Origin of the sequence: Salinirussus salinus (genome assembly GCF_009831455.1) — an archaeon.
GTDB lineage: Archaea > Halobacteriota > Halobacteria > Halobacteriales > Haloarculaceae > Salinirussus > Salinirussus salinus.
Genome location: NZ_WOWO01000004.1, coordinates 210,881 through 236,370 on the forward strand (window position 1 = coordinate 210,881; position 25,490 = coordinate 236,370).

Genomic DNA, 25,490 nt, shown 5'->3' on the forward strand with positions numbered 1-25,490 from the left:
ACCCACACACCCCGGCTGCTCAGGGGTGGTCGATATCGGTCTCGAGCGCTTCGGCGTGGACCGTACTCGCCCCGTTCAGCTCGCGGCGGGCGTGCTGGATGACCTCGAGGTACTCGCCCACGAGCCCGTCCTGGTCGTAGCCGGCGATGGTTGCGGCCATCTCGCGGACCGTCCCGTCGACCTCGTCGGGGGCGGTGACCCGGTTCGCGAGGCCGAGCCGGCGGGCCTCCTCCGCTGTGACCTTCGCGTCCTCGCCCATGAGCATGATCTCGGTGGCCTTCGGCGCGCCGACGGCAGCAACGAGGTCGGCGGCCTCGCCGTAGGCTTTCAGCCCGAACTGGATCTCGGGCCACCAGAGTTCGGCGCCCTCACCGAGCACCCGGACGTCGGCCTTCGAGACGAGGATGGCGCCCGCGCCGGGGGCCGGACCCCGGGCGCCCACGACCACGGGGTACTCGCTGGTGTACAGCCAGCTGCCGACGGCGTCGAGGTAGCCGAGCAGCCGCTCGCGTGCCCCGGGGTCGTCGCCGGTCAGCACGTCGATGTCCAGCCCGGCACAGAAGGCGTCGCCCTCGGCGGTCAGCGCGACTGCCGAGACGTCCTCCCGGTCGTCGACAGCGAGCAGGTGGGTGAGCAGGTCCTCCGCGAGCGGGAGCGAGAAGACGTTGTAGTTGTCGGGGTCCTCCAGGCGCACGTGCGCGACGCCCTCGGTCACCTCCAGCGAGACGTGGTCGTTGGGGCCGTCTGTTGCCATGACCGGTGTGGGTTCTGCCGGGTGGATATAACTACCGACAGCGGCCGGCGCGCTCCGGACCTTTCCTGTGCTGCCCGGCCGCGTCAGTGCGTGACGGTCCGCTCGGTCGCGTGCAGGTCCAGTTCGAAGGTCTGCGCGCGGGCGGGCTGGTCGACGAGGTGATAGCAGGTCTCGGCGGCCGCCGCCGGGTCGATGTACTCGCTCTCCGTGACCTCGTCCAGGCTCTCGCGCACGTCGGGATTGAGCATGACCCCGTCGATGACGACGTGGGCGACGTGGACGGCCGGATACTCGTCGGCCAGCGCCCGCGCCAGCCCGCGTGTGGCGTCCTTGCCGCTCTTGAAGGCGACGTCGCCGCCGCGGGGACTGGCGCCGAAGAACATGGCTGTTCCCTCCCGGTCCTGCAGGTCATCGACCACCTCCCGGAAGCAGAGGAGGCCGGCGTGGGCGTAGAGGCGCCACATCTTCTCGACGCGGCCGGGGTCGAGCGGGTCGTCGGGCGCGCTCGTGGCCGCGCTCGCGGTGTGAGCGAGCACCTCGACGGGGCCGAGTTCAGCGCGGACCTCCTCGATCCCCTCGGCGACCGCCTCGGGGTCGGTCAGGTCCGCCGGGACCGCGTGTGCCTCGTGGCCTTCCTCGCGCAACTCCGCCGCGAACGTCTCCAGGTAGTCTTCGCTGCGGGCGAACAGCCCGACGGGGTGTCCCTCGCGGGCGAGCGTCCAGGCGAACTCCTCGCAGAAGCCGGGGCCGAGCCCCGCGATGACCGCTGTCGATGTCATGTTCGGAATCTCGTCGACTCGCCGTATAAAGCTCCGGGCGGCGTCACTCCCGGTGCTCGGCGAGTTGCTCCCGCAGGTCGACCTTCCGTATCTTCCCGCTCCCGGTCTTGGGGAGCCCGTCGCGTATCTCCACCACGCGCGGGTGCTTGTACGGGGCGAGCTCCTCGAGGACGTACTCCCGGATGTCGTCGGGCCCGAGGTCGCTGTCCGGGGCCAGCGAGACGGCCGCCGCGACGGTCTCGCCCTTGCGCTCGTCGGGGATGCCGACGACGGCCGCCTCGTGGATCTGGGGGTGGTCGTACAGCGTCTGTTCGACCTCGGCGGGGTAGACGTTGTAGCCGCCGGTGAGGATCATGTCCTTCTCCCGGCCCTTGATGTAGTAGTAATTGTCCCGGTCGCGTTCGGCGATATCGCCGGTCCGGAACCAGCCCTCGTCGGTAAAGGCCGCTTCGTTGGCCTCGGGGTCGTTGTAGTACCCCTCCATCACCTGTGGTCCCTTGACGAGGATCTCGCCTTCCTCGCCGGTGCCGTCGACCTCCTCGCCGGTTTCGGGGTCGACGAGCTTCGAGCGGACGTGGCCGACCGGCTGGCCGACGCTCCCGACCCGGTCCCCGAGCGTCGATGCGGGGACGGTGTGGGTCGCGGCCGTCGTCTCGGTGAGGCCGTACCCCTCCGTGACGCTCACGTCGAAAACCTCCTCGAACTCCTCGTGGACCGGCTCGGGAAGTTTCGTCCCGCCCTGGCCGGCGCGCACGAACGTCGAGAGGTCCCACCGGTCGGGCTCTGCCTTGTAGGTCTCCAGGAGGTCGACGAACATCGTCGCCACGCCGCCGAAGGCGGGCACGTCGTGTTCTGCGATGACGTCGAGCGCCCGCTCGGGGTCCCACTGGTCGGCCCGGAGCAGCCGGAGCGTCCGCCCGGTCGTCAGCCCCGCGAGCATCTGGTTGTTCCCCGTGAGGTGGAACATCGGCAGGACGACCAGCGCGTCGCCGCGGACCGGGCCGGCGGTGTAGCTCGCGATGCTGTGGGCCAGCTGGACCCGGTAGTTCCGGTGGGTATGCAGGACGCCCTTTGGCTTCCCGGTGGTTCCCGAGGTGTACGGCTGGAGCATGATGTCCTCATCCTCGCGGGCGACGAGCGTCGGCTCGCCGCGCTCGGCCAGCTCACCGAGGGTGAGGTGGTCGCTGTCGGGGTCCGCGCTGACGACCTCGACTCCCAGTTCCTCGGCGACGGGGGCGGCGTGCTCCTCGCCCGCGCCGCTCGTGACGACCGCCCTCGCGTCGGAGTGGTCGAGCTGATACTCGAGTTCGCGGCGGCGGTACTGCGGGTTGCTCGGCGAGGCGACCACGCCCGCGTGGACACAGGCCCAGACGGTCTCGCAGTACGCCAGGCCGTTGGGGAGGTGGACGACGACCCGGTCGCCCGGCTCCAGACCCATGTCGTGGAGTCCACCCGCGACCCGGCGGACCCGCTCGCCGAACTCCTCGTAGGTGCGTGTCTCCTCGCCGTGAACGACCGCGGCCCGGTCGGCGAACTGGTCGACCGTGCGCGTCAGCAGGTTGGCGACGCTCCCGTCGTAGGGCTCCTCGAACAGCGTGTCAGCCGGGACTGGATCCATGCTACCAACCCACAAACTGCGGGGACATAACAGTTGACCATGCGGGCGGTCGGGGTCGACCCCACGCGCCCGTCACGGACGGCTCGGCCACGGCCTACGCCTGCCGGTCGAAAAACGTCGCGAGCACCGGCTTCAGTTCGTCGGGCTCGGCGTACTCCTCGACGGTCACGTCGTCGTTGCCCCGGACCATGGCCGAGAGCTCGTGGTCGCCGGTCGGCCGGTAGAGACACAACACGGGCTTGCCCCAGGCGACCGCGCGGCCGAGTTCGTAGCCGACGCCCAGACTCGGCGTCGTCACCTCGGCGACGACGGCGTCGGCCTGCCGGAGCCACGCGACGTCCTGCTGGTAGATGTCCTCGTCGGAGAGCCCGACCGCCGCCTCCTTTGCCTCGACGTCCTCGGCGCCGACGTGTTCCGTGAGGACATCGCCGTGCCCTTCCAGCATGTCGATGACTTCCCGGTACAGCGCGGCGTCGTCCCGGCCGCCGCGGATCGAGCCGCTGAAGAAGATGTCCATGGACCCGCTCCCGGCGGCGTGGCCGAGTACCCTTCGCTTCCGGACTGCCTCAGATTTCGTGGCGCTGGGCGAGCTGCTGGCCGCCGTCGACCTCCAGCACGGTGCCGGTTGTAAACTCCCCCGAGTCGGCCGCGAAATAGAGGACGGCCTCGGCCTGGTCGGCGGGGTCGGCCCACCGGCCAAGGGGGATCTTCTCGGTCGTCTCGGCGCGCTCGGCCTCGGTGGTCCCCTCCCGCGTCAGGTCGGTCTCGGTCGCGCCGGGACAGACCGCGTTGACCGTGACTCCGTGCTCGCCCAGGTCCCAGGCCATGTGCTTCGTGAGCCCGACCAGTCCCCACTTCGAGGCCGTGTAGTTTGCCGCGCCGTGATACGAGATGTTCCGGCCGGCCATCGAGGAGATGTTGATGATCCGCCCGTGGCCGCGCTCGACCATCCCCGGCACCACGGCCCGCGAGCAGTTGTACGGGCCGGTGAGATTGACGTCGAGCACCAGGTCCCAGGCGTCGGGCTCGAGGTCCTCGAAGGAGCCCGCCGAGCCGACCCCCGCGTTGTTGACGAGGATGTCCACCCCGCCGAACTCCTCCTCGGCACGGGCCGCCATGCGCTCGGTGTCCCCGCGGTCGGTCACGTCACAGTCGACCACGAGGGCCTCGACGCCCTCGTCTCGGAGGTCTGCGGCCACGCTCTCGGCCTTTTCGGCCTGGCGGTCCGCGATGACGACGGCCGCGCCCTCCGCCCCGAGCTTGCGCGCGATGGCCTCGCCGATCCCCTGTGCTGCTCCGGTGACGACCGCCGTCTCGCCGTCGACGCGTCCTGGCATGCGCCCCACGTCGCGGCCGGCCCGCTTGGGCCTGTCGAAATGACGGATCGGTGAGGGGTTGAAGGGGCGGACCCTCCGGCAGTCAGTCCTCGAGCGCCTCGATCGCTTGTTCCTCGACAGTCCGGTCCGGCCCGTGTGCCCGCCCCGTCCGGTCGCTCTCGAGGTGTTCCTCGACGGTCCGGTCGATGGCCGTCTCGTTGTCGGTCGCTTCCCAGCCCAGCGCGGCCAGTTTGTCGGTAGCGGCGAGCACCGGGACCGGGAGCACGAGCGGGAAGTCGAAGGTCGTGAGGTCGTTGGCGCCGAGTTCGCGCTCGCTGGCGTGGACTACCTCGACCTCCGTGTCGAGCGCGTCGGCGATGGTCCGGAGGCGCTCGTCGACCGGGAGTTCCCGGCGGGTCGCGACATTGTAGGCCTCGCCCGGGGTCCCCTCCTCGGCGACGACCCGGAGCGCGCTCGCGACGTCCTCGACGTAGGCTTGGTGGGCGAGCGCGTCGCCGTCGCCGGGGACGAGCACGCGGTCGTGGTTGGCCACCCGGTCGACCCAGTAGTCGTAGCGCTCGGTGTAGTCGTACGGGCCGAAGACGTAGGTCGGGCGGACGACGAGCGCGTTCACGCCCTCCTCGGCCGCGGCGAAACAGACCCGGTCGCACTCGGCCTTCCGGGGCCCGTAGGACTCCGAGACCGACACGTCCATCGCGTCCGCGGGGTCGTCGGGGGCGTGCTCCTCCGTGTACTCGTGGAGGGGAGTCTCGTCCTCGCGCATCGGGACGTCGGTGCGGGCGTAGGCGGCCGCCGAGGAGACCAGCACGTAGGCGTCCACGTCGGCGAACACTTCCGTTGCCGTCTCGGCGTGGGCCGGCGCCATCGCCACGAAGTCGATGACGACGTCGGGGTCGGCCTCGTCCCGAGCTGCTTTCAGCGCGTCGTGGTCGTGTCGGTCGCCGGTGACGTGGGTCACGTCGCCGTGGTCGGCGAAGGGGTTCTCGCTGTTCCCGCGGTTGAACAGCGTCACGTCGTAGCCGTGGGCGAGCAGGTCGTCGACCGTGTGGCGGCCGATGAAGCGCGTGCCGCCGATGAGGAGTGCGTGCACGACCACCGGCAACGGCACCCTCCCGGATAGGTGTTTCCCGCGAGTCGGTCAGACGGAATCCGGTCGCTCTGGTGTATCAGTCCGGCCGGAGCCTCCATCACGGGTGAAGGAGACACCGATGGCCGCTCCCACAGCTGACCCGAGACCGATTCCCATCCCCAACCAGAACGGAAGGTCGCCAGTGACCGCGCCGATGGCAGTCCCTGTCCCGGCGCCGAGTGCGTTTCCGAGCCCTAGTCCAAGTGCAATCGTCCCATGTGATTCAGGTGCCATACACTCTCTTAGCTCACGTTGGTATAATCTTTCCTCGGAGACGCGGGGGTATCCACGTCAAGGGTACCTCGGGACTCGCGTAATGGACGGTATTAGATGCTGTATTCGCCCTCTGTATCGGTCGGCACCCGTCTCTCGACTCACAGTGGAACTGCCCGCCCGGGCACCCGTCGGTCACCTCGCAACTGACCGCGCCCCGCCTCAGTCAAGCAGCTCGCCGGCGATGATGTTCTTCTGGATCTCGCTTGTGCCCTCGCCGATCTGGTAGATCTTCGCGTGGCGGTACTGGCGCTCGACGGGGTACTCGCGGGTGTAGCCGTTGCCGCCGTGCAGCTGGATGGCGTCGCTGGCGACCTCTTCCGCGACCTCGGAGGCGTAGAGCTTCGCCATACTGGCCAGTTTGGTCGGCTTCTCGTCGCGGTCGACGCGGGCGGCGGCGTCGTAGGTGAGTCGCTTCGCGTTCTCCACCTTGACGGCCATCTCTGCGATGGTGTGCTGGACGGCCTGGAACTCGCCGATGGTTTGGCCGAACTGCTCGCGCTCCCCGACGTACTCCTTTGCCTCGTCGAGACACCGCCGGGCGATGCCGAGCGCCTGGGCGGCGATCCCCACCCGCTCCTCCTCGAAGAACTCCATCAGCTGGTAGAACCCCCGGTTCTCCTGCCCGACGAGATTCTCGGCGGGGACCCGGACCCGGTCGTATCTGAGTTGTGCGGTGTCCGAGGCGTTCCAGCCCATCGTCTCGATCTCCCGCTCGACCTCGAAGCCCTCGCGGTCGGTCTCGACGATGATCGCGGAGATCCCGCCGTGGCCCTCGCCGCCGGTCCGACACATCGTGAGGACGTAGTCGGCGATCGAGCCGTGGGTGATGAACGTCTTCACGCCGTCGATGACGTACTCGTCGCCGTCCCGTTCGGCGGTGGTTTCGATGTTTGCGGCGTCGCTGCCGTGTTCGGGCTCGGTGTTGCCCAGTGCGCCGACCAGGTCCCCGCTTGCGACGCCCTCGAGGATCCACTCCTTCTGCTCGCGGGTGCCGTACTCGGTGACCATCCGCGTCCCGAAGGAGGTCCCGATGGCCGCGAGGATCCCCGCGTCGGCGTAGGCGACCTCGTCGGCGAAGATGGCCGCCTCGACCTGCCCCATCCCCGCGCCGCCGAACTCCTCGGGGATCCCGAGCCCGACGAGGTCGGCCTCGATGGCCTTCTCCCAGACCTCCTCGGGCCACTCGCCGCTCTCCTCGTGCTCGCGGGCGACCGGTTCGACCTCCTCGCGTGCGAACTCCCGGACCGTGTCTCTGACCGCCCGCTGCTCCTCCGTCAACGAGAAATCGACCATACGCCGTGGTGGGACAGGGGCGTGTTAACTGTTTGCAGCCAGCGGCGGGTGGTGTTTGGTTTAGCAGATTCGGGGTTCAGTCCAGCAAGAAAGCCCCGGCCTGTTCGACTCGGGGGGCTCTCACGGTTCCCTGTGGTCACCGTTCGAGCAGGCCGAGGTCTCCCTTCGGTCGACCTCGCGCTCGCTGCGGTCCTCACTCACTGCGTTCGTTGCGGTCCTTGCGTCACCCGCCGTCCTCAGAAATCTCCGATTTCTGATGTGCTCGGAAATCGCAGCGCGATTTCCGACCGTCGTCGAACAGGGCGCCCCTTTCAGTCCCGCCCACTCTGGCTCTCCAGGCCGGGCGGGACTGAAAGGGGCCGCTCGCTCGGCGCTTGAGACGACGTAAGCACCGCAAGGAGCGAAAGCGACTGAGGAGCGCAGCGAGTCGGAATAGCCGAGCGAGCGGGGGCTTTCTTGCTGTTCGCGGCTCTCATTCCCGAATCCCCCGTAACTAACCACTACCCAGCGGCGGTCGTCGGCCGGCCACTCGGGCCCGCGGGCCCCCCCGACCGCGAAGCCGGGCCTACAATTAAGTGGGATGTTACCGAATAGCGGGATATGAATTTCGCGAACTACGTGGATGTCGCGGCGCGAGACGCCCCCGACCGAACCGCCCTGACCGACCACCGCCGCGAGACCAGCTTCGGGGAGCTGGCCGCCGAGACCGACGCCGTCGCCAACGCGCTCGCCGAATTGGGCGTCGAGCCCGGCGACCGTGTGGCGCTTTACCTTCCGAACAGCGTGGCCTTCGTGACCGCCTACTTCGGCGCGATGAAACGCGGTGCGGTCCCGTTCCCGATCAACATGCGCTTCCAGGGCCACGAGGTCGAGTACGTCCTGAACGACTCGGGGGCGGTGGCGGTCGTCACCGCCGGCCAGTTCGAGGACGTCATCGCCGGCCTCGACGTCGAGGGCCTCGAGATGGTCGTCGCCAACGGGGAGCGGGGGCACGACTACGCCGACCTCGTGGCGAGTGCGGCCGGCGACTACGACGTCCACCCACGGAAGAACGACGAACTCGCCGAACTGGTCTACACCAGCGGGACCACCGGCCGGCCGAAGGGTGTCAAGCACACCCACGGCAACCTCGATACCAACGCCCGCGGCCTGGTGCGGTACATGGGCTGGGGCGAGGACGAGGTCGGCCTGACGGTCTGTCCCTGTTTCCACGTCTCCGGGCTGAACATCACGGTGACGCCGTTCGTGGTGATGCGGGCGACCGACCACCTGCTGCCGGAGTGGGACCCCGAGACTGCCCTGCAGACCATCGAGGCCCGCGACGTCACCTACACGTTCCTGATACCGACGATGCTGATCGACCTGCTGGAGTCGGGGCTGGCCGAGGAGTACGACACCTCATCGCTGGAGGTGATCGGCGTCGGCGGCTCGCCGATGCCCAGAGAGCGCATCGAGACCACCGAGGAGACCTTCGACTGCACGCTGCTTGAGGGGTACGGCATGACCGAGACGACGCCGCTGGCGGCGATCAACACCCCCGACCAGAACGTACGAAAGGCCGGCAGCATCGGGCCGGTCGCCGAGGAGGTCGTCGACGTCCGCATCGAGGACCCAAGCACCGGCCGGGAGGTCGGGGTCGACGAGAAAGGTGAGTTCCTCTGGCACGGCGACACGGTCACGCCGGGCTACTTCCGGATGCCCGAGAAAAACGAGGAGGCCTTCGTCGAGCGCGAGGGCAAGCGGTGGCTGCGCTCGGGTGACATCGGCCGGATGGACGAGGACGGCCACCTCTTCGTCGAAGACCGCCGGGACGACATGATCATCACCGGCGGCGAGAACGTCTACCCCCGGGAGGTCGAGGAGGTCATCTACGAACTCGATGGGGTCGCGGAGGCCGCCGTCGTCGGCATTCCCCACGACCGGCTTGGGGAGACGGTGACGGCGATCATCGTTCGCTCCGGTGACGGGCCCACCGCCGGGGAGGTCGAGGCCCACTGCCGGGAGCGGCTGACCGACTACAAGATCCCCCGCGAGGTCGAGTTCGTCGAGGAACTCCCCAAGACCTCCACGCGGAAGATCGACAAGGTGTCGCTGCGCGAGGAGTTCGCCTAGAGTCCGTCGTCTTCTGCTCGGGTTGTGGTGTTTGATTCTCGGAGTTCGAGCCTGAGAGCTAGAAAGCCCCGGACGCCTGGACTCGGGGGGCTCTCACGGTTCCCTGCGGTCACCGTTCGAGCAGGCCGAGGTCTCCCTTCGGTCGACCTCGCGCTCGCTGCGGTCCTCACTCACTGCGTTCGTTGCGGTCCTTGCGTCACCGGGAGAGCTTTGCTCTCCCGAGCTCACGGCGGCTGCGCCGCCGTGAACGCCCGCCGTCGTCCAGGCGCCCGCCCCTTTCAGTCCCGCCCGTGCTCGCGGCTTCGCCGCTCGCGTCCCGTTGCGCTCGCTTCGCTCGCGCAACGCACGCCACACACCTCCCCAACCGACTGCGGTGCTCGTCGCTCACTCCGTTCGCTCCTGTGCTCCTCATCCCTCGCACGGCGGCTGTCGCGGCCGGAGCCGCGACAGCGCGCGCCAGACTGAAGCTGTTACAGCCGAAAAAATGGCGGTCGCTCTCGTCGGACCGACGTTACTCCGAGAGGCGGGCCTCGATGAGCCGGTCGCGGTGTTCCTCGGGGGTGCCCAGGAAGTTCCGCCAGGCCTTGGCCTGCTTGAGGTAGATGTGGGCGTCGTGGTCCCAGGTGAAGCCGGTGCCGCCGTGGTTCCACATGTCGTCGCCGAACACGCGGTGGAGCCGGTCGGCGGCGTAGGACTTCGCGGCCGACACCGCGCGGGTCGCGTCGGGGTCGTCGGCGTCCAGCGCCCACGCCGCGTAGTAGGTCAGCGAGCGGGCGCTCTGCATGTCGATCCACATGTCCGCCGTCCGGTGTTTGACGGCCTGGAACTTCCCGATGGGCTGGCCGTACTGGGTGCGCTCGGTGCTGTACTCCGCGGACATGTCGACCGCGCGGTCCGCGGCCCCCACGAGCATCGCACAGCTGGCGACCGTGAAGCGGTCGGCCGCCCGCTCCAGGGCGCTGCCGCCGCCGTGGGCGGGCCCGAGCACGCGCTCGGGCGGAACCGTCAGGTCAAGCTCCAGGTCGTACAGCGGCCGGGTCCGGTCGAGGCTGTCGAGTGCCTCCACCGAGACGCCCTCGCTCTCGGGGTCGACCAGACAGAGGGTGACCCCGTCGTAGCCGCCGGCCTCGCGGGTCCGGGTCGCGACGACCACCTCGTCGACCGCGTCGGCGTAGGGAACCAGCGTCTTCGTCCCCGAGATAGTGACCGAACCGTCCTCGGCGACCTCGCCGTCCGCGCCGACGGCCGCCGGCAGCGACTCGTTGCGGTCGTTGTAGACCGCAACGGAGAGCCGACAGTCCCCGTCGGCGACGGCGGGCAGGTACTCGTCTTTCTGGTCCTCGTCGCCGAGGTCCGCAATCAGCGGAGCGCCCACTGCAGCGGTCTCCGGAAGCGGGCCGGGCATCGCGTACCGGCCCGTCGCCTCCAGGAGCGCCGAGAGGTAGACCATCCCCTCGCCGAGGCCGCCGTGGTCGATGGGGACAGTCACCGCGGGGTAGTCGAGGTCCGAGATCTCGGCCCAGACCTCGTCGACGACGTCCTCGCCCTCCATCTCGCGGCGGGCGAACTCGATGCCGCCGTTCGACTCGAGGAAGTCCTCGGCGGTCTCCTGGATGCGCTCCTGCTCGTCGGTGAGTTTGGCTCTCATGATTCCTCCCTGTGGCTGGTCTGGCTCTTGTCGTCTTTGGGCATCCCCAGCACGCGCTCGCCGATGATGTTGCGCTGGATGTCGCCGGTGCCCGCGGCGATCCACGACCCGTAGGTCTGGAGGTAGTCACGGACCCACTGGCCGTCCTCGGGGCCGTCCTCCCACAGCGCCGCCTCGGGACCGAGGATGTTCACCGCGAAGTTCTCCAGGTCGTTGGCGAGTTCGTCGGCCACCACCAGGTCCATCGACCCCTCGGGGCCGGGCATGCCCGTCTCCATCTGCTTGGAGACGTTGCGCAGGTGGCTGACCTTCGCGGCCTGGATCCGGCTGTCGAGGTCGGCCAGTTCCTGGCGGACGACCGGGTCCTGAACCAGCGGCTGACCGTTGCGGGTGTTGTTCTTGCAGTACTCCAGGATGTCCTTGTATCGCTGTTCGATCGAGAAGATGCGAGTCGTGCCGTGCTCGAACGACGAGAGGGTCATCACGACGTCCCACCCCTCGTCGACCTCGCCGACGACGTTCTCGACGGGGGCGACCGCGTCGTCGAAGTACATCTGGTTGAACCCCTCCTCGTCGCTGGCCTGGTGGATCGGCGAGGTGCTCACGCCCTCCTGGTCCATGTCCACCAGGATGGTCGTGATCCCTTCGTGTTTCAGCCCGGAGTCGTCGGTCCGGGTGACCAGGAAACACCAGTCGGCGTAGTGGGCGTAGGAGGTCCAGATCTTCTGGCCGTTGATCCGGAACTCGTCGCCGTCCCGTTCCGCGCGGGTGGTGAGGCTCGCGATGTCCGAGCCCGCCCCGGGCTCGGAGTAGCCCTGACACCACACCTCCTCGCCGTTGAGGATGTTCGAGAGGTATCGCTCCTTCTGTTCGTCGGTCCCGACCTCCATCAGCGTCGGACCGACGAAGTTGATCCCGATGGCGTTGATCTGCTGTGGGGTGTGGTACTTCGCCGTCTCCTCGCGGTAGACGGTCTGCTCTATCAGGGACGCGTCCCGGCCACCGTACTCGGAGGGCCAGTGCAGCCCCGCCCAGTTACCCTCGTAGAGGCGAGCCTGCCAGTCCCGGAGGAACTGTTCTCGTTCGTCCTGGTCGTCGGGGACGTCGCGGTCCCCCTCGGTCCAGCCGTCCGGGAGGTTCTCCTCCAGCCACTCCTGGAGCTCCTCCCGGAACTGCTCCTGTTCCGCTGTGTACTCGAAGTCCATGCGGTATGATACGTCGTAACGGTCCCACAAAGTTCTACCTCTCTCGGTCTGCCGACCTGTTGGGGCCGGGACGGCCGTCAGACGCCCCGGTCGGTCGACTCGGAGCATCGAGAACGAGTACCCCCCGGGGCGTCGAAAGCGGGACGCCCCGGACGCGCCGAGAGTCGGACCCGCCGCGTCGGCGACCGAAGAGCGCCGGTCCCGAACGGCTCAGTCCCGGCGGGCTTCGCCGGTCAGGACCTCGTGGTCGGTCTCGCTGTCGCTCAGAAAGGAGGGGTCACCGGCTTCGCGGCGGCCGTCGGGGAGCCGTCGCCGGCGCTCGCCGCGTCGGTCCTCGTCGGCTTCCTCGAGCAGTTCGCGGGCGATCTCGTCTTTGAGCCACAGGTGCGGGCTCATCGGGCCGAGTCCCATGCTACCCTCTCTCGGGGCTGCAGCGGCATAAGCGGTTGCCCGGTGAGCGGGTACGAACGGTCCGTCCGGCGAACGGACGCAGCCCGCCGCAAAAAGCGAGGGCCGGCTACAGGACGTCGTCGACGGAGTCGAAGGTCTCGACCTCGACGCCGTCGCCGGTGACGGTCGCGAGCGCGAGCCCGTTGCCGGAGCCGGTGTCGCGCTCGGTGGGGGCGTTGATCGCCTGTGCGGCCAGCGTCCGGGCCTCCTCGATGGACATCTCGGGGTCGTACTGTCCCTCGAGGACACCGTAGGCGAGTTGCATCCCGCTGCCGGTGACGGTGTAGTCGTCCTCCATCACGCCGCCGGCGGGGTCGATGCTGTAGACGTGACTGCCCTCGTCGTCCACCCCGCCCAGGATGGGGTTGATGGCGAGGAAGGGACCGCCACGGGCGAAGTTACCCGCCAGCGTCGCCAGCGCGTTGATCGACATCGGCTCGCCCCGGCGGGATTCGTAGAGGTTGGCCTCCGAGCGCAGCGTCCGGATAAAGGACTGGGCGCCACCCACCGAGCCCACCAGCGTCAGCACGGCCGTCGGGTGGACCTGCTCGACCTTCACGACGTTTTTGTTGGAGACGAAACGGCCGCCGAGCGAGGCCCGACGGTCCGTCCCGACCACGACGCCGTCGGCGGTCGTCAGGCCGACCGTGGTAGTACCGGTCTTGTTGACCGTCGCCTCGTCGCGGTCGCCCTCCTGCTCGGGCAGCGAGCCGAGTTCGGGCTCGTGGGCGTCGGGGAACTCGCGCATCACTCCTCACCTCCCAGGCCGAGCTCCTCGACGTGGGCCGCGACCTCGTCGTCGGAGAGGGGCTCGACGCTGCCGCTCTCGACGTCGACGGTGACGACGTTGACGCCCGCGGCGTCGACCTCGGCGTCGGCCGCCAGCGCCTCCAGCGCGAGGTCGACCCCGCCCGAGAGGTCCATCCCCTCGCGGTACTCCTCCTCGAGGAACGACTGCATCTCGTCGCGCCCGCCGCCGATGGCGACGGCCTGCCACTCGTAGGGGGTGCCCGAGGGGTCGGTCTCGAACAGCCGGGGCTGGCCGTCCTCGACGCCCGCGACCAAAAGCGCCACGCCGAAGGGGCGGGCGCCGCCGGTCTGGGTGTACTGCTGGATGTGGTCGGTCACGCGCTTGGTGAGCGTCTCGACGCCGATGACCTCGTCGTACCGGAGCTGGTCCAGTTGCGCCTGGCGGCGCGCGAAGTCGACCAGCTGACGGGCGTCGGCGACGTGGCCGGCGCTGGCGACCGCGACGTGGTCGTCGACGGCGTGTATCTTCTCGATGCTGTCCCGCTCGATCAGCGGCGAGCGCGCCCGGCGGTCGGCCGCGAGCACGACACCCGACGGCGTCCGCACGCCGACGGTCGCGCTCCCGCGCTCGACGGCCTCGCGGGCGTACTCGACCTGGTAGAGGCGCCCGTCCGGCGAGAAGATCGTGATCCCGCGGTCGTACGCCTGCTGTTGGTTGTCTTGCATTGTCGAAACCGGTTACACACCGTGCGGTGTGCTTACTTCCGGTAAGGGACAGACCTATATAGGCCTTTCAGTAGAGGGGGAGTTCGCCGGTGACCCGGTCGACGTCCTCGTCGCGGGCCGGCCCGACCGCCAGCGCCGTGACGGTGCCGGGTTCCAGCTGGGTGTGGCCGGCGTCCCGGACGACGGCGTGGGGGAGGCCCGCCCGCTCGGCGGCGTCGGCCAGCTCGAACAGCTGGGATTCGCCGTCGGCCTGCAGGACGACCTTCTTCTGGCCCTCGCCTTTCCACTCCCGGCGGGCACCGGCGTCGGCGTCCTCGGCGGCCTGGAGGGCGGCGTGGGCCACCTGCGCGGCGAGTTTTCCCTCGCCCATCCCCAGGTCCGCCCGCGCGACGATGGCCTGTTTCATACCTCCGCTGGGTGCGCCGGGCACAAATGCGTGCCCATCGACTGTAGCCGCCCCACGCGGCCGAAGGGATTACTTTCCCGGGCGGACCAGACCCCCGCATGGCCCTCCACAGTTCGACGGCGACGCTCCGGCAGACGCTGCTTTCCCCGTGGTCGTTTTTCGCCGACCGGTCCCCGCGGTCCGGTGTCGGCTTCGGCGTGGTCGCTCTGGTCGCCGTCGCCCACGTCCTCGTCGTGTTCGTCGGCCTCCTGCTGGTCGGCGTCCGGGTCGCGACACTCGACGACGGCGTCGGGGTCGGTCAGGCCGTGTCGGCAGTCGCCGGGGAGGTCCTCGGCGCGAGCCTCGTCCTCGGCGTGCTGGTGTTCGTGAACTGGCTGCTGGTGAGCGCCGTCCTGCACGTGCCGGCAAAGGTGGCACACGGGTGGGGGACGTTCGGCGACACGCTGTTCGTGGTGGCCCGGTCGTCGCCGGTCGCCCTGCTCGTGCCGGTGGCGACGGTCGCCGCGACGCTGCTGGCCGTGGGCGAGGCCGGGTCGGCGGAGGCCGCCGCCCGACAGCTCGGCTCGCTCCGGGGGGCCGTCGGCGGCGCCAGCGCGCTCGCCGTCGTCGCCGTCCTGCTCTGGCAGGGGGTCATCTGGGTGGCCGGCCTCGAGCGGACACACGACATGGACGGCGGGCAGGCGACCGCCGCCGTGGCGGTGACCGTCCTCCTCGGGCTGGTGGTCGCGCTCGGGGCGTGACCGGGGACTTTAGGACCGCCGGGCGGTTGGGTGGCGTATGATACTCTCCGACGGGGACATCCTCCGGCGCCTGGAGGAGGGCGACCTGGTCATCGAGCCCCTGGGGGACCTGGACCTGCAGGTCCAGCCAGCGAGCGTCGACCTCCGGCTGGGCCGGACGTTCCTGGAGTTCCAGCACGCCAACATCCCCTGTATCCACCCCGAGAGCGAGCAGGAGGTCGAGGAGTACGTCGAGGAGACTGTCGTCGACGAGGGTGGGGAGTTCATCCTCCACCCCGGCGACTTCGTGCTGGGGACGACCCGCGAGCGCGTCGCCATCCCGGACGACCTGATCGCCCACGTGGAGGGCCGCTCCTCCCTGGGCCGGCTGGCGGTCGTGGTGCACGCAACTGCCGGCCTGGCCGACCCCGGATACCAGGGCCAGATCACGCTCGAACTCTCGAATCTCGGGACCGCACCGGTCGCGCTCACGCCGGGGATGCGCATCTCCCAGCTGACCTTTACAGAACTCAAGAACCCCGCCGAGCGCCCCTACGGGGAGGAGCGGGGCTCGAAGTACCAGGGCCAGTCCGGGCCCCAGGCCTCGAAGATCCAGGGGGACCGCGAGTTCGGAGGCGACCAATGAGGACCGCGAGCCCTGCGAGCGTGGCGGCCGCGACACCTCCGTGGCGGGGTGGCCGGCCGTGAAGTTCATCGAGGAGGTCGTCGTCGAGGAGTTTCTCCCCACTTTCCGGTCGCTGTTGGCCGAACGGCTCCGCGAGGAGGGACTGACCCAGAGTGAGGTGGCGGACCTGCTTGGCATCAGTCAGAGCGCGGTCTCGAAGTACGTCCACGGCGAGGTCGACCGCAACGAGCGGCTGGCCGCGGACGGGACCGTCACCGACCTGGTCGACCGGCTGGCCGAGGGGCTGGCGACCGGCGACATGACCACCGTCGAGGCGCTCGTCGAGGCGGAAGTCGCAATCCGGGAACTGGAGCGGGGCGGCGTGCTCGCGACACTCCACGAGGAGGCCGTCCCCGGGCTCGCTGCCTACGAGGGAAACGCGATCCACGACCCCGATGGACGGATCCGCGCGGCCGGCCAGGTGCGGGCGTCGGTCCGGCGGGGGCTGCGCGTGCTCCGGAACACCGCCGGCTTCGCGGCGATGGTGCCCGCCGTCGGCTCCAACCTCGTGGAGTGTCTCCCCGACGCCGGGACCATCGACGACGTGGCCGCCGTGCCCGGGCGGATCATCGACGTGCAGGGGGAGGTGACGATCCCCGGCGACCCGGAGTTCGGCGTCAGCCAGTACGTCGCCGGCATCCTGCTGGCGGCGCGGGCCGCGGGCAGCGAGGCCCGCGCGGCGGTCAACGTCAGCTACGACCCCGCGACCGTCGCGGCCCTCGAAGGCGAGGGCCACGCAGCCGCCGAATTCGACCCCGAGGCCGACGTCGACGAGGCTATCGCGGCGGCGCTGTCCGGCACGCCCGATGCGAGCGTCCTCTACCAGACCGGCGCGATGGGGGTCGAACCCATCGTCTACGTCCTCGGGCCGGACGCCCCGACGGTCGCCGAGCGGGTCCGGGCGGTCGCCTGAGGGATGCCCGCCAGCGACCCCGGGGCCGCCCAGCAGTTCTACACCCGGTGGGCGCGGCTGTACGACGTACTCGCGCGCGCGCCGGGCGTCCGGTCGTGGCGCGCCCGCGCCGCCGACGCGCTGGCGCTCGAAGCGGGCGACACCGTCGTCGAGATGGGGTGTGGCACGGGCGCGAACTTCCCGTACCTGTGCGAGCGGGTCGGTCCGGACGGACGGGTGGTGGGCGTCGACCTCACGCCGGGGATGCTCGGGGTCGCCCGCGACCGCGTCGCGGGGGCGGACTGGGACAGCGTCGCGGTCCTCGCCGGGGATGCGACCCGGCCGCCACTCTGTGAGCCCGCCGACGCTATTATCGCCACCTTCCTGGTCGGGATGCTCGAGGACCCTGCGGCCGCGGTCGAGGGGTGGTGCGACGCTCTCCGGCCGGGCGGCCGGCTGGTCCTGCTGAACGCCTCGCGCAGCCCCCACCCGGCGGCCGCGCCGCTGAATCTGCTCTTTCGCCTGTTCGTCCGCGCGGCCGCACCCGGCGGCCGAACGACGAGTGAGTCGCCGGCCCGTGCCCTCGAAGGCAGGGTTGACGCTGCCCGCGACGCGCTTGCTGCCCGGGCGAGCAGCCACGAGGAGCGGCGGCTGGGGCTGGGCTACGTCAGGCTCATCAGCGGCCGAGTCTAGGGCTCGACGCTCGGCATCTTCCCGATGACGTCGGCCACGACATCGCCGTCGTGGCGGGTCACGTCCGCGAGCAGTTCCCGGGCGCGCTCCCTGACGGCGTCGGCGTCCTCCTCGACGACGTCGTTGACCAGCCCCACCTCCCGGGCCCGCTCGGGGGCGAGTGGCTCGCCCGTCAGGACCAGTTCGCTGGCGACGTGGCGGCCGACGTAGCCCGGCAGCACCGTCGCCGCCCGGTCGGAGGCGATGTCGTAGCTGACCTCGGGGATGGCAAGCGTGGTGTCCTCCCCGACGACGACGAACTCGCAGGACAGCGAGACCAGCATCGCCGCGCCGATGACCGCGCCGTGGCCCGCGAGCGCGACCGGGCCGGGGTGGGCTTCGACCTGGCGGTACACCCCCTGGAGGGTCTCGTGGAGGTCGCCGTGTTCCGCGGCGTAGTCGTCGCTGACGATGTCCTCGTCCATGCCGGCACACGTCGCCCGTCCCTGACCGGTCAGGAGGACACCCCGGCCAGTGTCGTCTTCGAGCCGCCCGAAGACGTCGGCGAGCCCGCGGACCATCGGCGGCGCGAGGGCGTTCAGCTTCTCCGGGCGCGCGAGTTCGACCGTGACCAGGTCGGGTGACTCCTCGATGGCGAGCATGTCGGTGTCGACGGTGACCATGCCCGCCCATCGCCCGGCGGCGTCATAGCTCCCACGCCTGGCCGGCGTGACCGCGAGCGGCGGCTGTGGTCGGCCCGGCCGACAGCGAGCGGTCGCCCTGCTACCCGTACCGCCCGGCGTGTGTCTCACAGAACTCCGGTTCGCGCAGCTGCGCCTCGACCACGCCGGGCTGGCGGTGGGGGTTGGCCAGCCGGCACGCCCCGCGCTCGCAGAAGGCCTCGCCGGTCTCGAGGTAGTGGTACGCCTGGAGGACATAGCCCTTGAGCGCGTCGGTCGTCCGGGGGTCGTCGGCGACGAGGAAGTCGCCCTCCACCTCGCTCTCTAGGACCTCGCGGGGCGGCGGCCCGCCGGAGAGCAGCGCCCGTTTCTGCTGTTCCTTGTAGTAGGCCTCGGGCTTTGCGGGAGCCTCGTAGAGCCCGGGAACGGAGACGGGGGCGGGCTGGCCCAGCACGTTCACGCGCTTGTGCCACCGGCCGTCGTGGTCGCCCCAGGTCCCCACGACGCGGTCCAGCAGCGGGACGTGCAGGTGGTCCAGTCCCGACTCCCCGTCCGGGAGGCGCTCGCCCAGCGCCGCCTGGACGGCGAGCCCGTCGTAGACCACGCCGCCGGCGCGTTCGGGATTCTCGAGCGCGCGCTCCTCGTAGCGGACGATCCCGAGCATCTCGTTGCCGGTCTCCCGCTCGTACGGCGAGAGGACCCGCGCCCGCGCGAAGTCCTCGGCGATTCGTTCGTCGGCGTACAGCGAGAGGAACCGCCCGCGCACGTCGACCGCGACCCCGTCGTCGACCCGGCCACGGAGCCACTCGGCGACAGCGTCCGCGTCGGCCTCGGTCGTCGGGGCGCGGTAGAGCGTGACCCGTTCGACCATCACCGGTGCTCGTCGCCGGCGCGGCAAACTGCTTGCGGTCCGGTACCCATTAGACCGGGCGCTGCCAGGGACGGGTATGGCGACCGGCGAGGGCGAGGAGCGTGTACGCCGCTGCCACGAGCAGGTCCGGGACTCGCTCCCGGCCGTCGAGTACGGCACCTGTGCGGGCGTCCGGGTCCCGCCGGCGGCCGCCAGCGCGCGGAGACCCCTCGACCGGCTGTTCGGTCGGGACACCCCCGAACACTCCTCCTTCGAGGGCGGGCTCGCGTCCGTCCACCGCGAGCACACCTGTCCGGGCGAGGACGTCGCGGTCGTCGGCGGGGGCTTCGGCATCACGACCGTGGCCGCGGTCGAGGCCGGCGCCCGGGTCACGGTCTACGAGGCCAGCGCCGACCGCCTCGCCGCACTCCGGGAGACGCTCCGGCTGAACGCGGTCGACGCGGGGCAGGTCACGCTCCGGCAGGCCGTCGTCGGAACGCTGGCGGAGGCCGAGGCCGAGGGGAAGGGGCTGGACCCGGACGCGGTCCGGACTGTCGCGCCCGCCGACCTCCTGCCGTGTGACGTGCTCGAACTCGACTGCGAGGGTGCCGAGCGGGCGGTCCTCCGGGGGCTGAGAGACGCCGCGGCCGACGACTCCCTCCCGCGGCTCGTCGCCGTCGAGGTCCACCCCATCAAGCTCGGCCACCCGCCGGGGGAGGTGGTGGACCTGCTCTCCGGACTAGGCTATGAGCCCGTCGAGTGGCTGACCCACGACGGCGCCGGCATCTCCCGCGAACAGTTCGAGGCCCTGCTCGACGGCGAGACGCCCGGCGTGACTCCCGAAGACCACCAGGAGTTTCCCCCCGTCGTCGTCGCCGAACGCTGACGGGAAAGGGAGCATACAGGTGGCCGGCGGCCCCAGCAGGGGTATGGATGGCATCGTCTTCTTCGGCACCGAGCGCCACGACGAGGTGGTCGAGTTCTACCGCGACCTGGGCGCGGAGGTGTGGCTCGAACAGCCCGACTGCACGATCCTCCAGGCCGGCGGCTTCCGACTCGGGTTCTGTGCCCGCGAGAACGCCGACACCGACGGCATCGTTACGTTCGTCTTCGAGGACCGCGACGGTGTCGACGACGCCTACGCGGGCCTCGAAGACCTGGCCGACGACCCGCCGCGGTACAACGGGACCTACGAGATCTACCAGTTTTTCGCCGAGGACCCCGAGGGACGGACTGTCGAGTTCCAGACCTTCGAACACGAGTAGCCGCCGTGATGGGGCGGAGACTACGCACCGACTCCGGGACGCGATGCGAACAGCCCGGCGGTGGTTTCATGTGGGGTCCGTGTGAGGCGGCCCCATGGAGTACGCCGCGATCGAGTACGAACAGAGAGAGACGACAGCGTGGATCAGCCTCGACCGGCCGGCGGCGCTGAACGCGCTGAACGACGAGCTGCTCACCGAACTGGAGCACGCCGTCTACCGCGCCGAGGACGCCGAGGGCGTCCGCGCGGTCGTCATCGAGGGCAACGGCGACGCCTTCTCCTCGGGCTACGACATCAGCGACGCCGAACCCGACGCGACCACCGACGAGAAGGTCCACGACCAGCGGACCCACCTGGAAGCCATCTTTTCCGCGCGGCTGCCGGTCATCGCGGCGGTCGACGGCGCGGCCGTCGCGGGTGGCTGTAACCTCGCTATCGTGTGCGACCTCACCTTCGCCACCGAGGGTTCGGACTTTGGCTACCCGGACATGCACTTCGGCGAGCCCCCGCCGAAGTTCGTCCTCCCGTTCGTGACCGACTCCCTGAAAGACGCCCGGGAGCTGCTCTACAGCGGGAAGAACGTCGACGCCCGCACGGCCGCGGAGATGGGACTGGTCAACGACGTCGTCCCGGAGGGCGAGCTACAGGCCAGAGTCGAGGAGGAACTCGACCACATCCGCAAGACCCCGGGCACGGCGCTCACCATGGTCAAGGCGATGATAAACGACGTCCAGGAGACCCAGGGCTACCGCCGCTACGGTCGGGTGGAGGAACTCGTCGGGACGCTGAGCATGGAGACCGACGCTCCCGAACGGTTCCGGGAGATCCGCGACGAGGAGGGGCTGCAGGCCGCGCTGGACTGGATGCACGGGACCGACAAACCCTGAACCGAACCGGCTGACCCCACCCTGACGGCGGCGTTATCGGACCGGCCGCCTCACGGCCTCGGGGGGGCGAGGGCTGTTGTCGCCCGTACGTCGATGAAACGACGGCCCGACGGGCACGTCAGTACCTAATCCGGGTCTGCCTACGCTTGAGCGGCGCCAGTGTCCAGATGCACGAAGCACGACTGGACCGGCTCGGCCGGTTTGCGGCCCCCGGGGAGTCTTGGCGACGTCACCGGGGGGATGGCCAGGGCACGGTGCGACCCCGCTCCAGAGTTATTATCTGAAAAGTCGAAGTATGGTAAGATTATTATAACATCACCTCAAATTAATAAAACAGACATGGCACACATCCACCTCGGCGAAGGGTCGTTCCCGCTGTGGGCGCTGGCTCTCTGGACGTTGCTCGGAACTGGCCTCATGGCTGCAGTCCTGTACCGCGTGCGGAGGGGAAAGATCCAGACAAGTCAGATCGCGCTCGCAGGGGTCGGTGCGGCCGCGAGTTTCGCCATCTTCCAGTTGAACATCCCGGTCTGGGGTGGCGTCCACATGAACCTCACTGCGCTGGTGGGGATCATCGCCGGACCGGCGCTCGGTGCGCTCATCGCGCTCGTGGTGAACATCTTCTCGGCGGCGCTCGGGCACGGGGCCGTCGGCCTGCTGGGCGCGAACGTGATGATCAACGCCGGCGAAGCGATCGCGGCGTACTACATCTTCCGGACGCTCGTCCGGATGGACTGGGATGTCTTCCCCGCGACGGCCAGCGCTGCCATCGCCGGCCTCTCGGCAGGGGCGGTCCTGATGGGCGCGATCATCGTCATCAGCGGCGTCAACGGGAGCGCACTTCCCCGGGCCGACCTCGCCGTCGCCGTCGCCGGTCTCGTCGGCATCAACGTCGGCGTGGCGGTCGTCGAGGGACTTCTCACCGGTTTTATCGTCCAGTTCCTGGCGTCGGTCCGGCCCGACCTGCTCGCTGGCGGGGACCGGTCCGGCCGGGACGAGCCGGCGGGGGTGACCGCCTGATGAACCGTCTGAAACAGTACGCCGGGCTGGCGGGACTGGTTGCCGTGGCGACCGCCATCGGCCTGTGGGCCTTCGGCGCCACGGGCGGCGCACTCCCGTGGGCGAAACGCTCCGCCCGGACCCTCCAGCGCGGGCTCGCCGACGGCGGCGGCGCCCTCGTCGACTTCGGTCGGGGTATCGTCATCGCCGGCCCGATCCGGAAGGGAGGGCTGGTCTTCGAGTACGCGGTGGTCGTCGCCGCACTCCTGCTCGTCGGCGTCGCTCTGTACGTCTACGTCGACCGGTACCGCGATATCGGCGAGCAAGAGCGTACCGCGTAGCATGACCACCCTCTCGAATCACGTTCCCGACCCGCGGCTCATCACGGCCTATGCGGAGCACCGCGAAGGGCCGCTTCATCGGGTCAACCCGTGGACGAAACTCGGCATCGTCGGCGCGCTCGTGCTCGCGGTCACGACCGTCGACCGTCTCGCGGTGCTGGCCGGGCTGTACGGAGTTGTCCTTGCCGTCTACGGGGTCTCGGGGCTCCCGTACCGGCGGCTGGTCCGCTGGTACACGCTGCCGATGCTGTTCGTCGTCTCCGTCGCCGGCCCGCTGGCGTTTCTCGAACCCGGCGTCCCCATCGGCGGTGCCATCCCGACCCCGCTCGGTGACCTCTCGGTGACGTGGGCCGGCGCGGCCCTGTTCGCGGAGCTGACCTGCCGGTCGCTGACCGTCGTCACGTTCGCGCTGACGGCGTCCATGACGACGAAGTACACCGACATCGCGTACATGCTCGGCCGTGTACTCCCGCGCCCCCTCGACCAGGTCGCGCTCCTCACCTACCGGTTCACCTTCGTCATGGTCGAGACCCTGGAGGACCTGGTGAAAGGTGGCCTCTCCCGCGGAGCGCACTTCTCGGAGTTCTGGTCGAACAAACGGCTCTACGCCCGGATCCTCGGGATGACGATGCTGTCGGCGATCGAGCAGTCCGAGCGCCTGGTGAAGTCGATGGAGGCACGCGGCTACGACGGCGACCTCACGGTGTACGGCGACGTGTCGCGGCCGCCGCCGGCAGAACTCCTCGCCGTCGCCGGGGCGTACGTCGCCGTCGTCGGCTACTCGGCGACCGTCGTCTACGGGGTGGGACTGTGAGCCGGTCCGGGTCGCCGCTGGTCGACCTCCGGTGTCAGTCTCACACCTACGCTGACGGGACAGTCGGGGTGCACGACGTGAATTTCGAGGTCTACCCCGACGAAGTCGTCGCGCTCGTCGGTGGCAACGGCGCCGGGAAGTCGACGCTGCTCGAACACCTGAACGCGACGCTCGTTCCCGACGAGGGCGAGCTCCTCGTCGACGGTACGCCGATTACCGACGACAACAAGGCTTACGCCCGGAAGGAGGTCGGCTTCGTCTTCCAGGACGCCGATACGCAACTGGTCGCCCCTACCGTTCTCGATGACGTGATGTTCGGCCTCCGGAACTACGGCGTGCCTGTCGACGAGGCGAGAGACCGCGCCCGCGAGGCGCTCGCAACCGTCGACGCGGCTCACCTCGAAGACCGTATCCCCCACTACCTGAGCGGTGGCGAGAAACGCCTCGTCGGCCTCGCCGGTGTGCTCGTGCTGGAACCGAGTGTCGTGGTGCTGGACGAGCCGCTGGCGGGACTGGACCCCGAGCGGTCCCGCCTGGTCGCCGACCGCATCGAACAGGTCCACGAGGAGGGCCTCAGCGTCGTCCTGTCGACCCACGACCTCGAGTTCGCCGCCGGGATCGCCGACCGTGTCTGCGTGATGGTCGACGGCAACGTCGCCGGGTGCGGGGCGCCCCACGAGGTGTTCTACGACGACGACCTGCTGGGACGGGCGAACCTCCGCCCGCCGAGCGCGGTCCGCGTGGCTCGTGAGGCAGGACTGGATGCGAGCGCACGGCCGGTGACGGGGGCGGACCTCGTCGCCCTTCTCAACGACGGGGCTTCCGACCCGGACACCGTGCCGGCGTCGGTCGACAGCAGCGGGCACGGCTGACTGGGACTCCGACAGCCGACTGCCGCCACCACCCCGAGACGACGGGCTTATTGTAGAGAGGGCAGTTCCGGCGGACGTGTCGAGTCGTAGCCAGTTCTACCCCCTCTACCTCACGCGGTTTGTCGGCAGCCTGGGGTACATCACGCTGCTGACGCTGCTACCGACCTACATCGAGCAGCTGGGCGCGACCGGCGTCACGGCGGGGCTGTTCGTGACCGCGCTGGGGGTCGGGCGGGGGGTCGCGCTCGTGCCGCTGGGGTGGGCCGCCGACCGCTTCAGCAAGCGGGCGATCCTGCTGGGGTCGCTGGCGCTCAGCGGAGCCGCGTACGCCTCCTTCACCGTCGTCGAGAGCTCGACGGGGTTCATCCTCGCCCGGACGCTGCAGGGGCTGGGGATCGTCGGGACGGGGATGGTGAGCCTCGCACTCGTCGGGGACCTGGCGGCCGGCGACGAACGCGCCAACCAGATCGGCAAGTACAACTCCTGGCGGATGGCGGCGGGGATCACCGGAACCCTCGCCGCGGGCGCACTCTTTGACCTCTACGGCTTCCGGCCGATCTTCGCCGCGCTCGTGGTTCTCTTCGCGCTCGCGCTGGTCGGCGTCTGGCTGCTCGTCGAGGACGACGGCGACCGGACCGGCTTCGCCTTCTTCGACCTGGCGTTCAACGAGCGGATCCTGACGATCACCAGCTTCCGGGCGCAGTACGCCGTCTCGGTGACGCTGGTGCGCAACTGGGTTCCGATCTTCGTCGGCCTCTCGGTCGCTCGCGGGGGGCTCGCGCTCACCGCGACGGCGGTGGGCGTGGTCGTGGCCGCCGAGAAGTTCACCAACATGCTCTGTCAGCCGGTCACAGGCCGGCTCTCGGACCGCTTCGGCCGGGGGCTGTTCGTCGGCGCCGGCGGGGCCGCCTACGGCATCCTCGCGCTGGCCTTCCCGCTGGTGCCCGCCGCCGGTGCGGTCCTGGACCTCTCGGTGACCGTCCCGGTGCTCGGGACGGTGCCGGGCGCCTTCTTCGTCGCCGTCTTCCTGAACGCGCTGCTGGGCGTCGCGGACGCCGTCCGCGAGCCCGCGAGCATGGCGCTGTTCGCCGACGAGGGGAAAGACAGCGGGATCACCAGCAGCTTCGGGATCCGCGGGCTCGTCTGGCGGCCGGGTGCGCTGCTCGCGCCGCTTCTGGGCGGCTACCTGATGGACTCGGTGGGGATGGAGTGGGTGTTCGTCGTCGCCGGCGTCACGGCGCTGACGGGCGTGGTCGCCTTCTGGGGGATCATCTCGGTCCGGCACGGCCCGCGAAAACTGGCGGACTGGTAATGCACTTCCTGGGGCAGTTG

At 69.8% G+C, this 25,490-nt stretch carries 28 protein-coding genes; 13 read left to right on the forward strand and 15 right to left on the reverse strand.

The window, feature by feature from the left end:
• Window positions 1–19: 19 nt before the first annotated feature.
• The 7 genes from GN153_RS14945 to GN153_RS14975 all read right to left on the reverse strand — a co-directional run bounded on the left by GN153_RS14945 (window position 20) and on the right by GN153_RS14975 (window position 7,186).
• Complete coding sequence (locus GN153_RS14945) at window positions 20–754, reverse strand: enoyl-CoA hydratase/isomerase family protein (protein WP_159904207.1); 735 nt, start codon at window positions 752–754, stop codon at window positions 20–22.
• Window positions 755–837: 83 nt separating this feature from the next.
• On the reverse strand, window positions 838–1,533 hold the full coding sequence (locus GN153_RS14950) for an SDR family NAD(P)-dependent oxidoreductase (protein WP_159904208.1): 696 nt from the start codon (window positions 1,531–1,533) through the stop codon (window positions 838–840).
• Between the two features lie 43 nt (window positions 1,534–1,576).
• Window positions 1,577–3,151, reverse strand: a complete 1,575-nt coding sequence (locus tag GN153_RS14955; RefSeq protein WP_159904209.1) for a class I adenylate-forming enzyme family protein — start codon at window positions 3,149–3,151, stop codon at window positions 1,577–1,579.
• Window positions 3,152–3,245: 94 nt separating this feature from the next.
• On the reverse strand, window positions 3,246–3,668 hold the full coding sequence (locus tag GN153_RS14960) for a nucleoside 2-deoxyribosyltransferase (protein ID WP_159904210.1): 423 nt from the start codon (window positions 3,666–3,668) through the stop codon (window positions 3,246–3,248).
• A 49-nt stretch (window positions 3,669–3,717) separates the two neighbouring features.
• Complete coding sequence (locus tag GN153_RS14965) at window positions 3,718–4,488, reverse strand: SDR family NAD(P)-dependent oxidoreductase (protein ID WP_159904211.1); 771 nt, start codon at window positions 4,486–4,488, stop codon at window positions 3,718–3,720.
• Window positions 4,489–4,570: 82 nt separating this feature from the next.
• The gene (locus tag GN153_RS14970; protein ID WP_159904212.1) at window positions 4,571–5,578 is read right to left on the reverse strand and encodes an NAD-dependent epimerase/dehydratase family protein; all 1,008 of its coding nucleotides are present in this window, start codon (window positions 5,576–5,578) and stop codon (window positions 4,571–4,573) included.
• Window positions 5,579–6,052: 474 nt separating this feature from the next.
• A complete protein-coding gene (locus tag GN153_RS14975) occupies window positions 6,053–7,186 on the reverse strand; it encodes an acyl-CoA dehydrogenase family protein (RefSeq protein WP_159904213.1) in 1,134 nt (377 codons plus the stop codon).
• A 600-nt stretch (window positions 7,187–7,786) separates the two neighbouring features.
• Between GN153_RS14975 and GN153_RS14980 the strand changes: the two genes are divergently transcribed.
• Entirely contained in the window at window positions 7,787–9,298 is a 1,512-nt protein-coding gene (locus tag GN153_RS14980; protein ID WP_159904214.1) for a class I adenylate-forming enzyme family protein, read from the forward strand.
• A 511-nt stretch (window positions 9,299–9,809) separates the two neighbouring features.
• On the opposite strand, the gene GN153_RS14985 is transcribed toward GN153_RS14980, so the two are convergent.
• The 6 genes from GN153_RS14985 to pth2 form a co-directional block, all read right to left on the reverse strand.
• A complete protein-coding gene (locus tag GN153_RS14985; protein WP_159904216.1) occupies window positions 9,810–10,946 on the reverse strand; it encodes an acyl-CoA dehydrogenase family protein in 1,137 nt (378 codons plus the stop codon).
• Entirely contained in the window at window positions 10,943–12,151 is a 1,209-nt protein-coding gene (locus GN153_RS14990; RefSeq protein WP_159904217.1) for an acyl-CoA dehydrogenase family protein, read from the reverse strand. The genes GN153_RS14985 and GN153_RS14990 overlap by 4 nt, the downstream gene beginning before the upstream one ends.
• Before the next feature lie 210 nt (window positions 12,152–12,361).
• The gene (locus tag GN153_RS14995) at window positions 12,362–12,562 is read right to left on the reverse strand and encodes a hypothetical protein (RefSeq protein WP_159904218.1); all 201 of its coding nucleotides are present in this window, start codon (window positions 12,560–12,562) and stop codon (window positions 12,362–12,364) included.
• 106 nt (window positions 12,563–12,668) lie between these two features.
• Complete coding sequence (gene psmB, locus GN153_RS15000) at window positions 12,669–13,349, reverse strand: archaeal proteasome endopeptidase complex subunit beta (RefSeq protein WP_159904219.1); 681 nt, start codon at window positions 13,347–13,349, stop codon at window positions 12,669–12,671.
• Window positions 13,349–14,077, reverse strand: a complete 729-nt coding sequence (psmA, locus tag GN153_RS15005; RefSeq protein ID WP_159904220.1) for an archaeal proteasome endopeptidase complex subunit alpha — start codon at window positions 14,075–14,077, stop codon at window positions 13,349–13,351. Before psmA ends, psmB begins: the two co-directional genes overlap by 1 nt.
• A 67-nt stretch (window positions 14,078–14,144) precedes the next feature.
• Entirely contained in the window at window positions 14,145–14,483 is a 339-nt protein-coding gene (pth2, locus tag GN153_RS15010; RefSeq protein ID WP_159904221.1) for a peptidyl-tRNA hydrolase Pth2, read from the reverse strand.
• A 98-nt stretch (window positions 14,484–14,581) separates the two neighbouring features.
• Between pth2 and GN153_RS15015 the strand changes: the two genes are divergently transcribed.
• Genes GN153_RS15015 through GN153_RS15030 form a run of 4 tightly spaced genes read left to right on the forward strand, consistent with a single transcriptional unit; the run spans window position 14,582 to window position 17,472 of the window.
• Entirely contained in the window at window positions 14,582–15,223 is a 642-nt protein-coding gene (locus tag GN153_RS15015; RefSeq protein ID WP_159904222.1) for a YIP1 family protein, read from the forward strand.
• 37 nt (window positions 15,224–15,260) lie between these two features.
• Window positions 15,261–15,848 (forward strand): dCTP deaminase, encoded by a 588-nt coding sequence (gene dcd / locus GN153_RS15020; RefSeq protein ID WP_159904223.1) that lies wholly within the window; start codon window positions 15,261–15,263, stop codon window positions 15,846–15,848.
• 58 nt (window positions 15,849–15,906) lie between these two features.
• Window positions 15,907–16,800 (forward strand): thiamine-phosphate synthase family protein, encoded by an 894-nt coding sequence (locus GN153_RS15025; protein ID WP_159904225.1) that lies wholly within the window; start codon window positions 15,907–15,909, stop codon window positions 16,798–16,800.
• A gap of 3 nt (window positions 16,801–16,803) precedes the next feature.
• Complete coding sequence (locus GN153_RS15030; protein ID WP_159904227.1) at window positions 16,804–17,472, forward strand: class I SAM-dependent methyltransferase; 669 nt, start codon at window positions 16,804–16,806, stop codon at window positions 17,470–17,472.
• Here the strand turns inward: GN153_RS15030 and GN153_RS15035 are convergent.
• Both GN153_RS15035 and GN153_RS15040 read right to left on the reverse strand, forming a co-directional pair.
• Complete coding sequence (locus tag GN153_RS15035; protein ID WP_159904229.1) at window positions 17,469–18,134, reverse strand: enoyl-CoA hydratase/isomerase family protein; 666 nt, start codon at window positions 18,132–18,134, stop codon at window positions 17,469–17,471. The genes GN153_RS15030 and GN153_RS15035 overlap by 4 nt on opposite strands.
• A 100-nt stretch (window positions 18,135–18,234) precedes the next feature.
• Window positions 18,235–19,002: a DUF7001 family protein gene (locus GN153_RS15040; RefSeq protein ID WP_159904231.1), complete on the reverse strand. Its 768-nt coding sequence runs from the start codon at window positions 19,000–19,002 to the stop codon at window positions 18,235–18,237.
• A 76-nt stretch (window positions 19,003–19,078) separates the two neighbouring features.
• Between GN153_RS15040 and GN153_RS15045 the strand changes: the two genes are divergently transcribed.
• The 8 genes from GN153_RS15045 (at window position 19,079) to GN153_RS15080 (ending at window position 25,470) form a co-directional block, all read left to right on the forward strand.
• Window positions 19,079–19,867, forward strand: coding sequence for an FkbM family methyltransferase (locus GN153_RS15045; protein WP_159904233.1), 789 nt, complete (start codon window positions 19,079–19,081; stop codon window positions 19,865–19,867).
• A 43-nt stretch (window positions 19,868–19,910) separates the two neighbouring features.
• Window positions 19,911–20,246: a VOC family protein gene (locus GN153_RS15050; RefSeq protein WP_159904235.1), complete on the forward strand. Its 336-nt coding sequence runs from the start codon at window positions 19,911–19,913 to the stop codon at window positions 20,244–20,246.
• A gap of 94 nt (window positions 20,247–20,340) precedes the next feature.
• The gene (locus tag GN153_RS15055) at window positions 20,341–21,132 is read left to right on the forward strand and encodes an enoyl-CoA hydratase/isomerase family protein (protein WP_159904237.1); all 792 of its coding nucleotides are present in this window, start codon (window positions 20,341–20,343) and stop codon (window positions 21,130–21,132) included.
• Between the two features lie 339 nt (window positions 21,133–21,471).
• Complete coding sequence (locus tag GN153_RS15060; RefSeq protein ID WP_159904239.1) at window positions 21,472–22,152, forward strand: energy-coupling factor ABC transporter permease; 681 nt, start codon at window positions 21,472–21,474, stop codon at window positions 22,150–22,152.
• The gene (locus GN153_RS15065; RefSeq protein WP_159904242.1) at window positions 22,152–22,472 is read left to right on the forward strand and encodes a cobalamin transport operon protein; all 321 of its coding nucleotides are present in this window, start codon (window positions 22,152–22,154) and stop codon (window positions 22,470–22,472) included. Before GN153_RS15060 ends, GN153_RS15065 begins: the two co-directional genes overlap by 1 nt.
• 1 nt (window position 22,473) lies before the next feature.
• On the forward strand, window positions 22,474–23,286 hold the full coding sequence (locus GN153_RS15070) for an energy-coupling factor transporter transmembrane component T family protein (protein WP_159904244.1): 813 nt from the start codon (window positions 22,474–22,476) through the stop codon (window positions 23,284–23,286).
• Complete coding sequence (locus GN153_RS15075; protein ID WP_159904246.1) at window positions 23,283–24,158, forward strand: energy-coupling factor ABC transporter ATP-binding protein; 876 nt, start codon at window positions 23,283–23,285, stop codon at window positions 24,156–24,158. The genes GN153_RS15070 and GN153_RS15075 overlap by 4 nt, the downstream gene beginning before the upstream one ends.
• A gap of 76 nt (window positions 24,159–24,234) precedes the next feature.
• Entirely contained in the window at window positions 24,235–25,470 is a 1,236-nt protein-coding gene (locus GN153_RS15080) for an MFS transporter (RefSeq protein WP_159904248.1), read from the forward strand.
• Window positions 25,471–25,490: the final 20 nt, after the last annotated feature.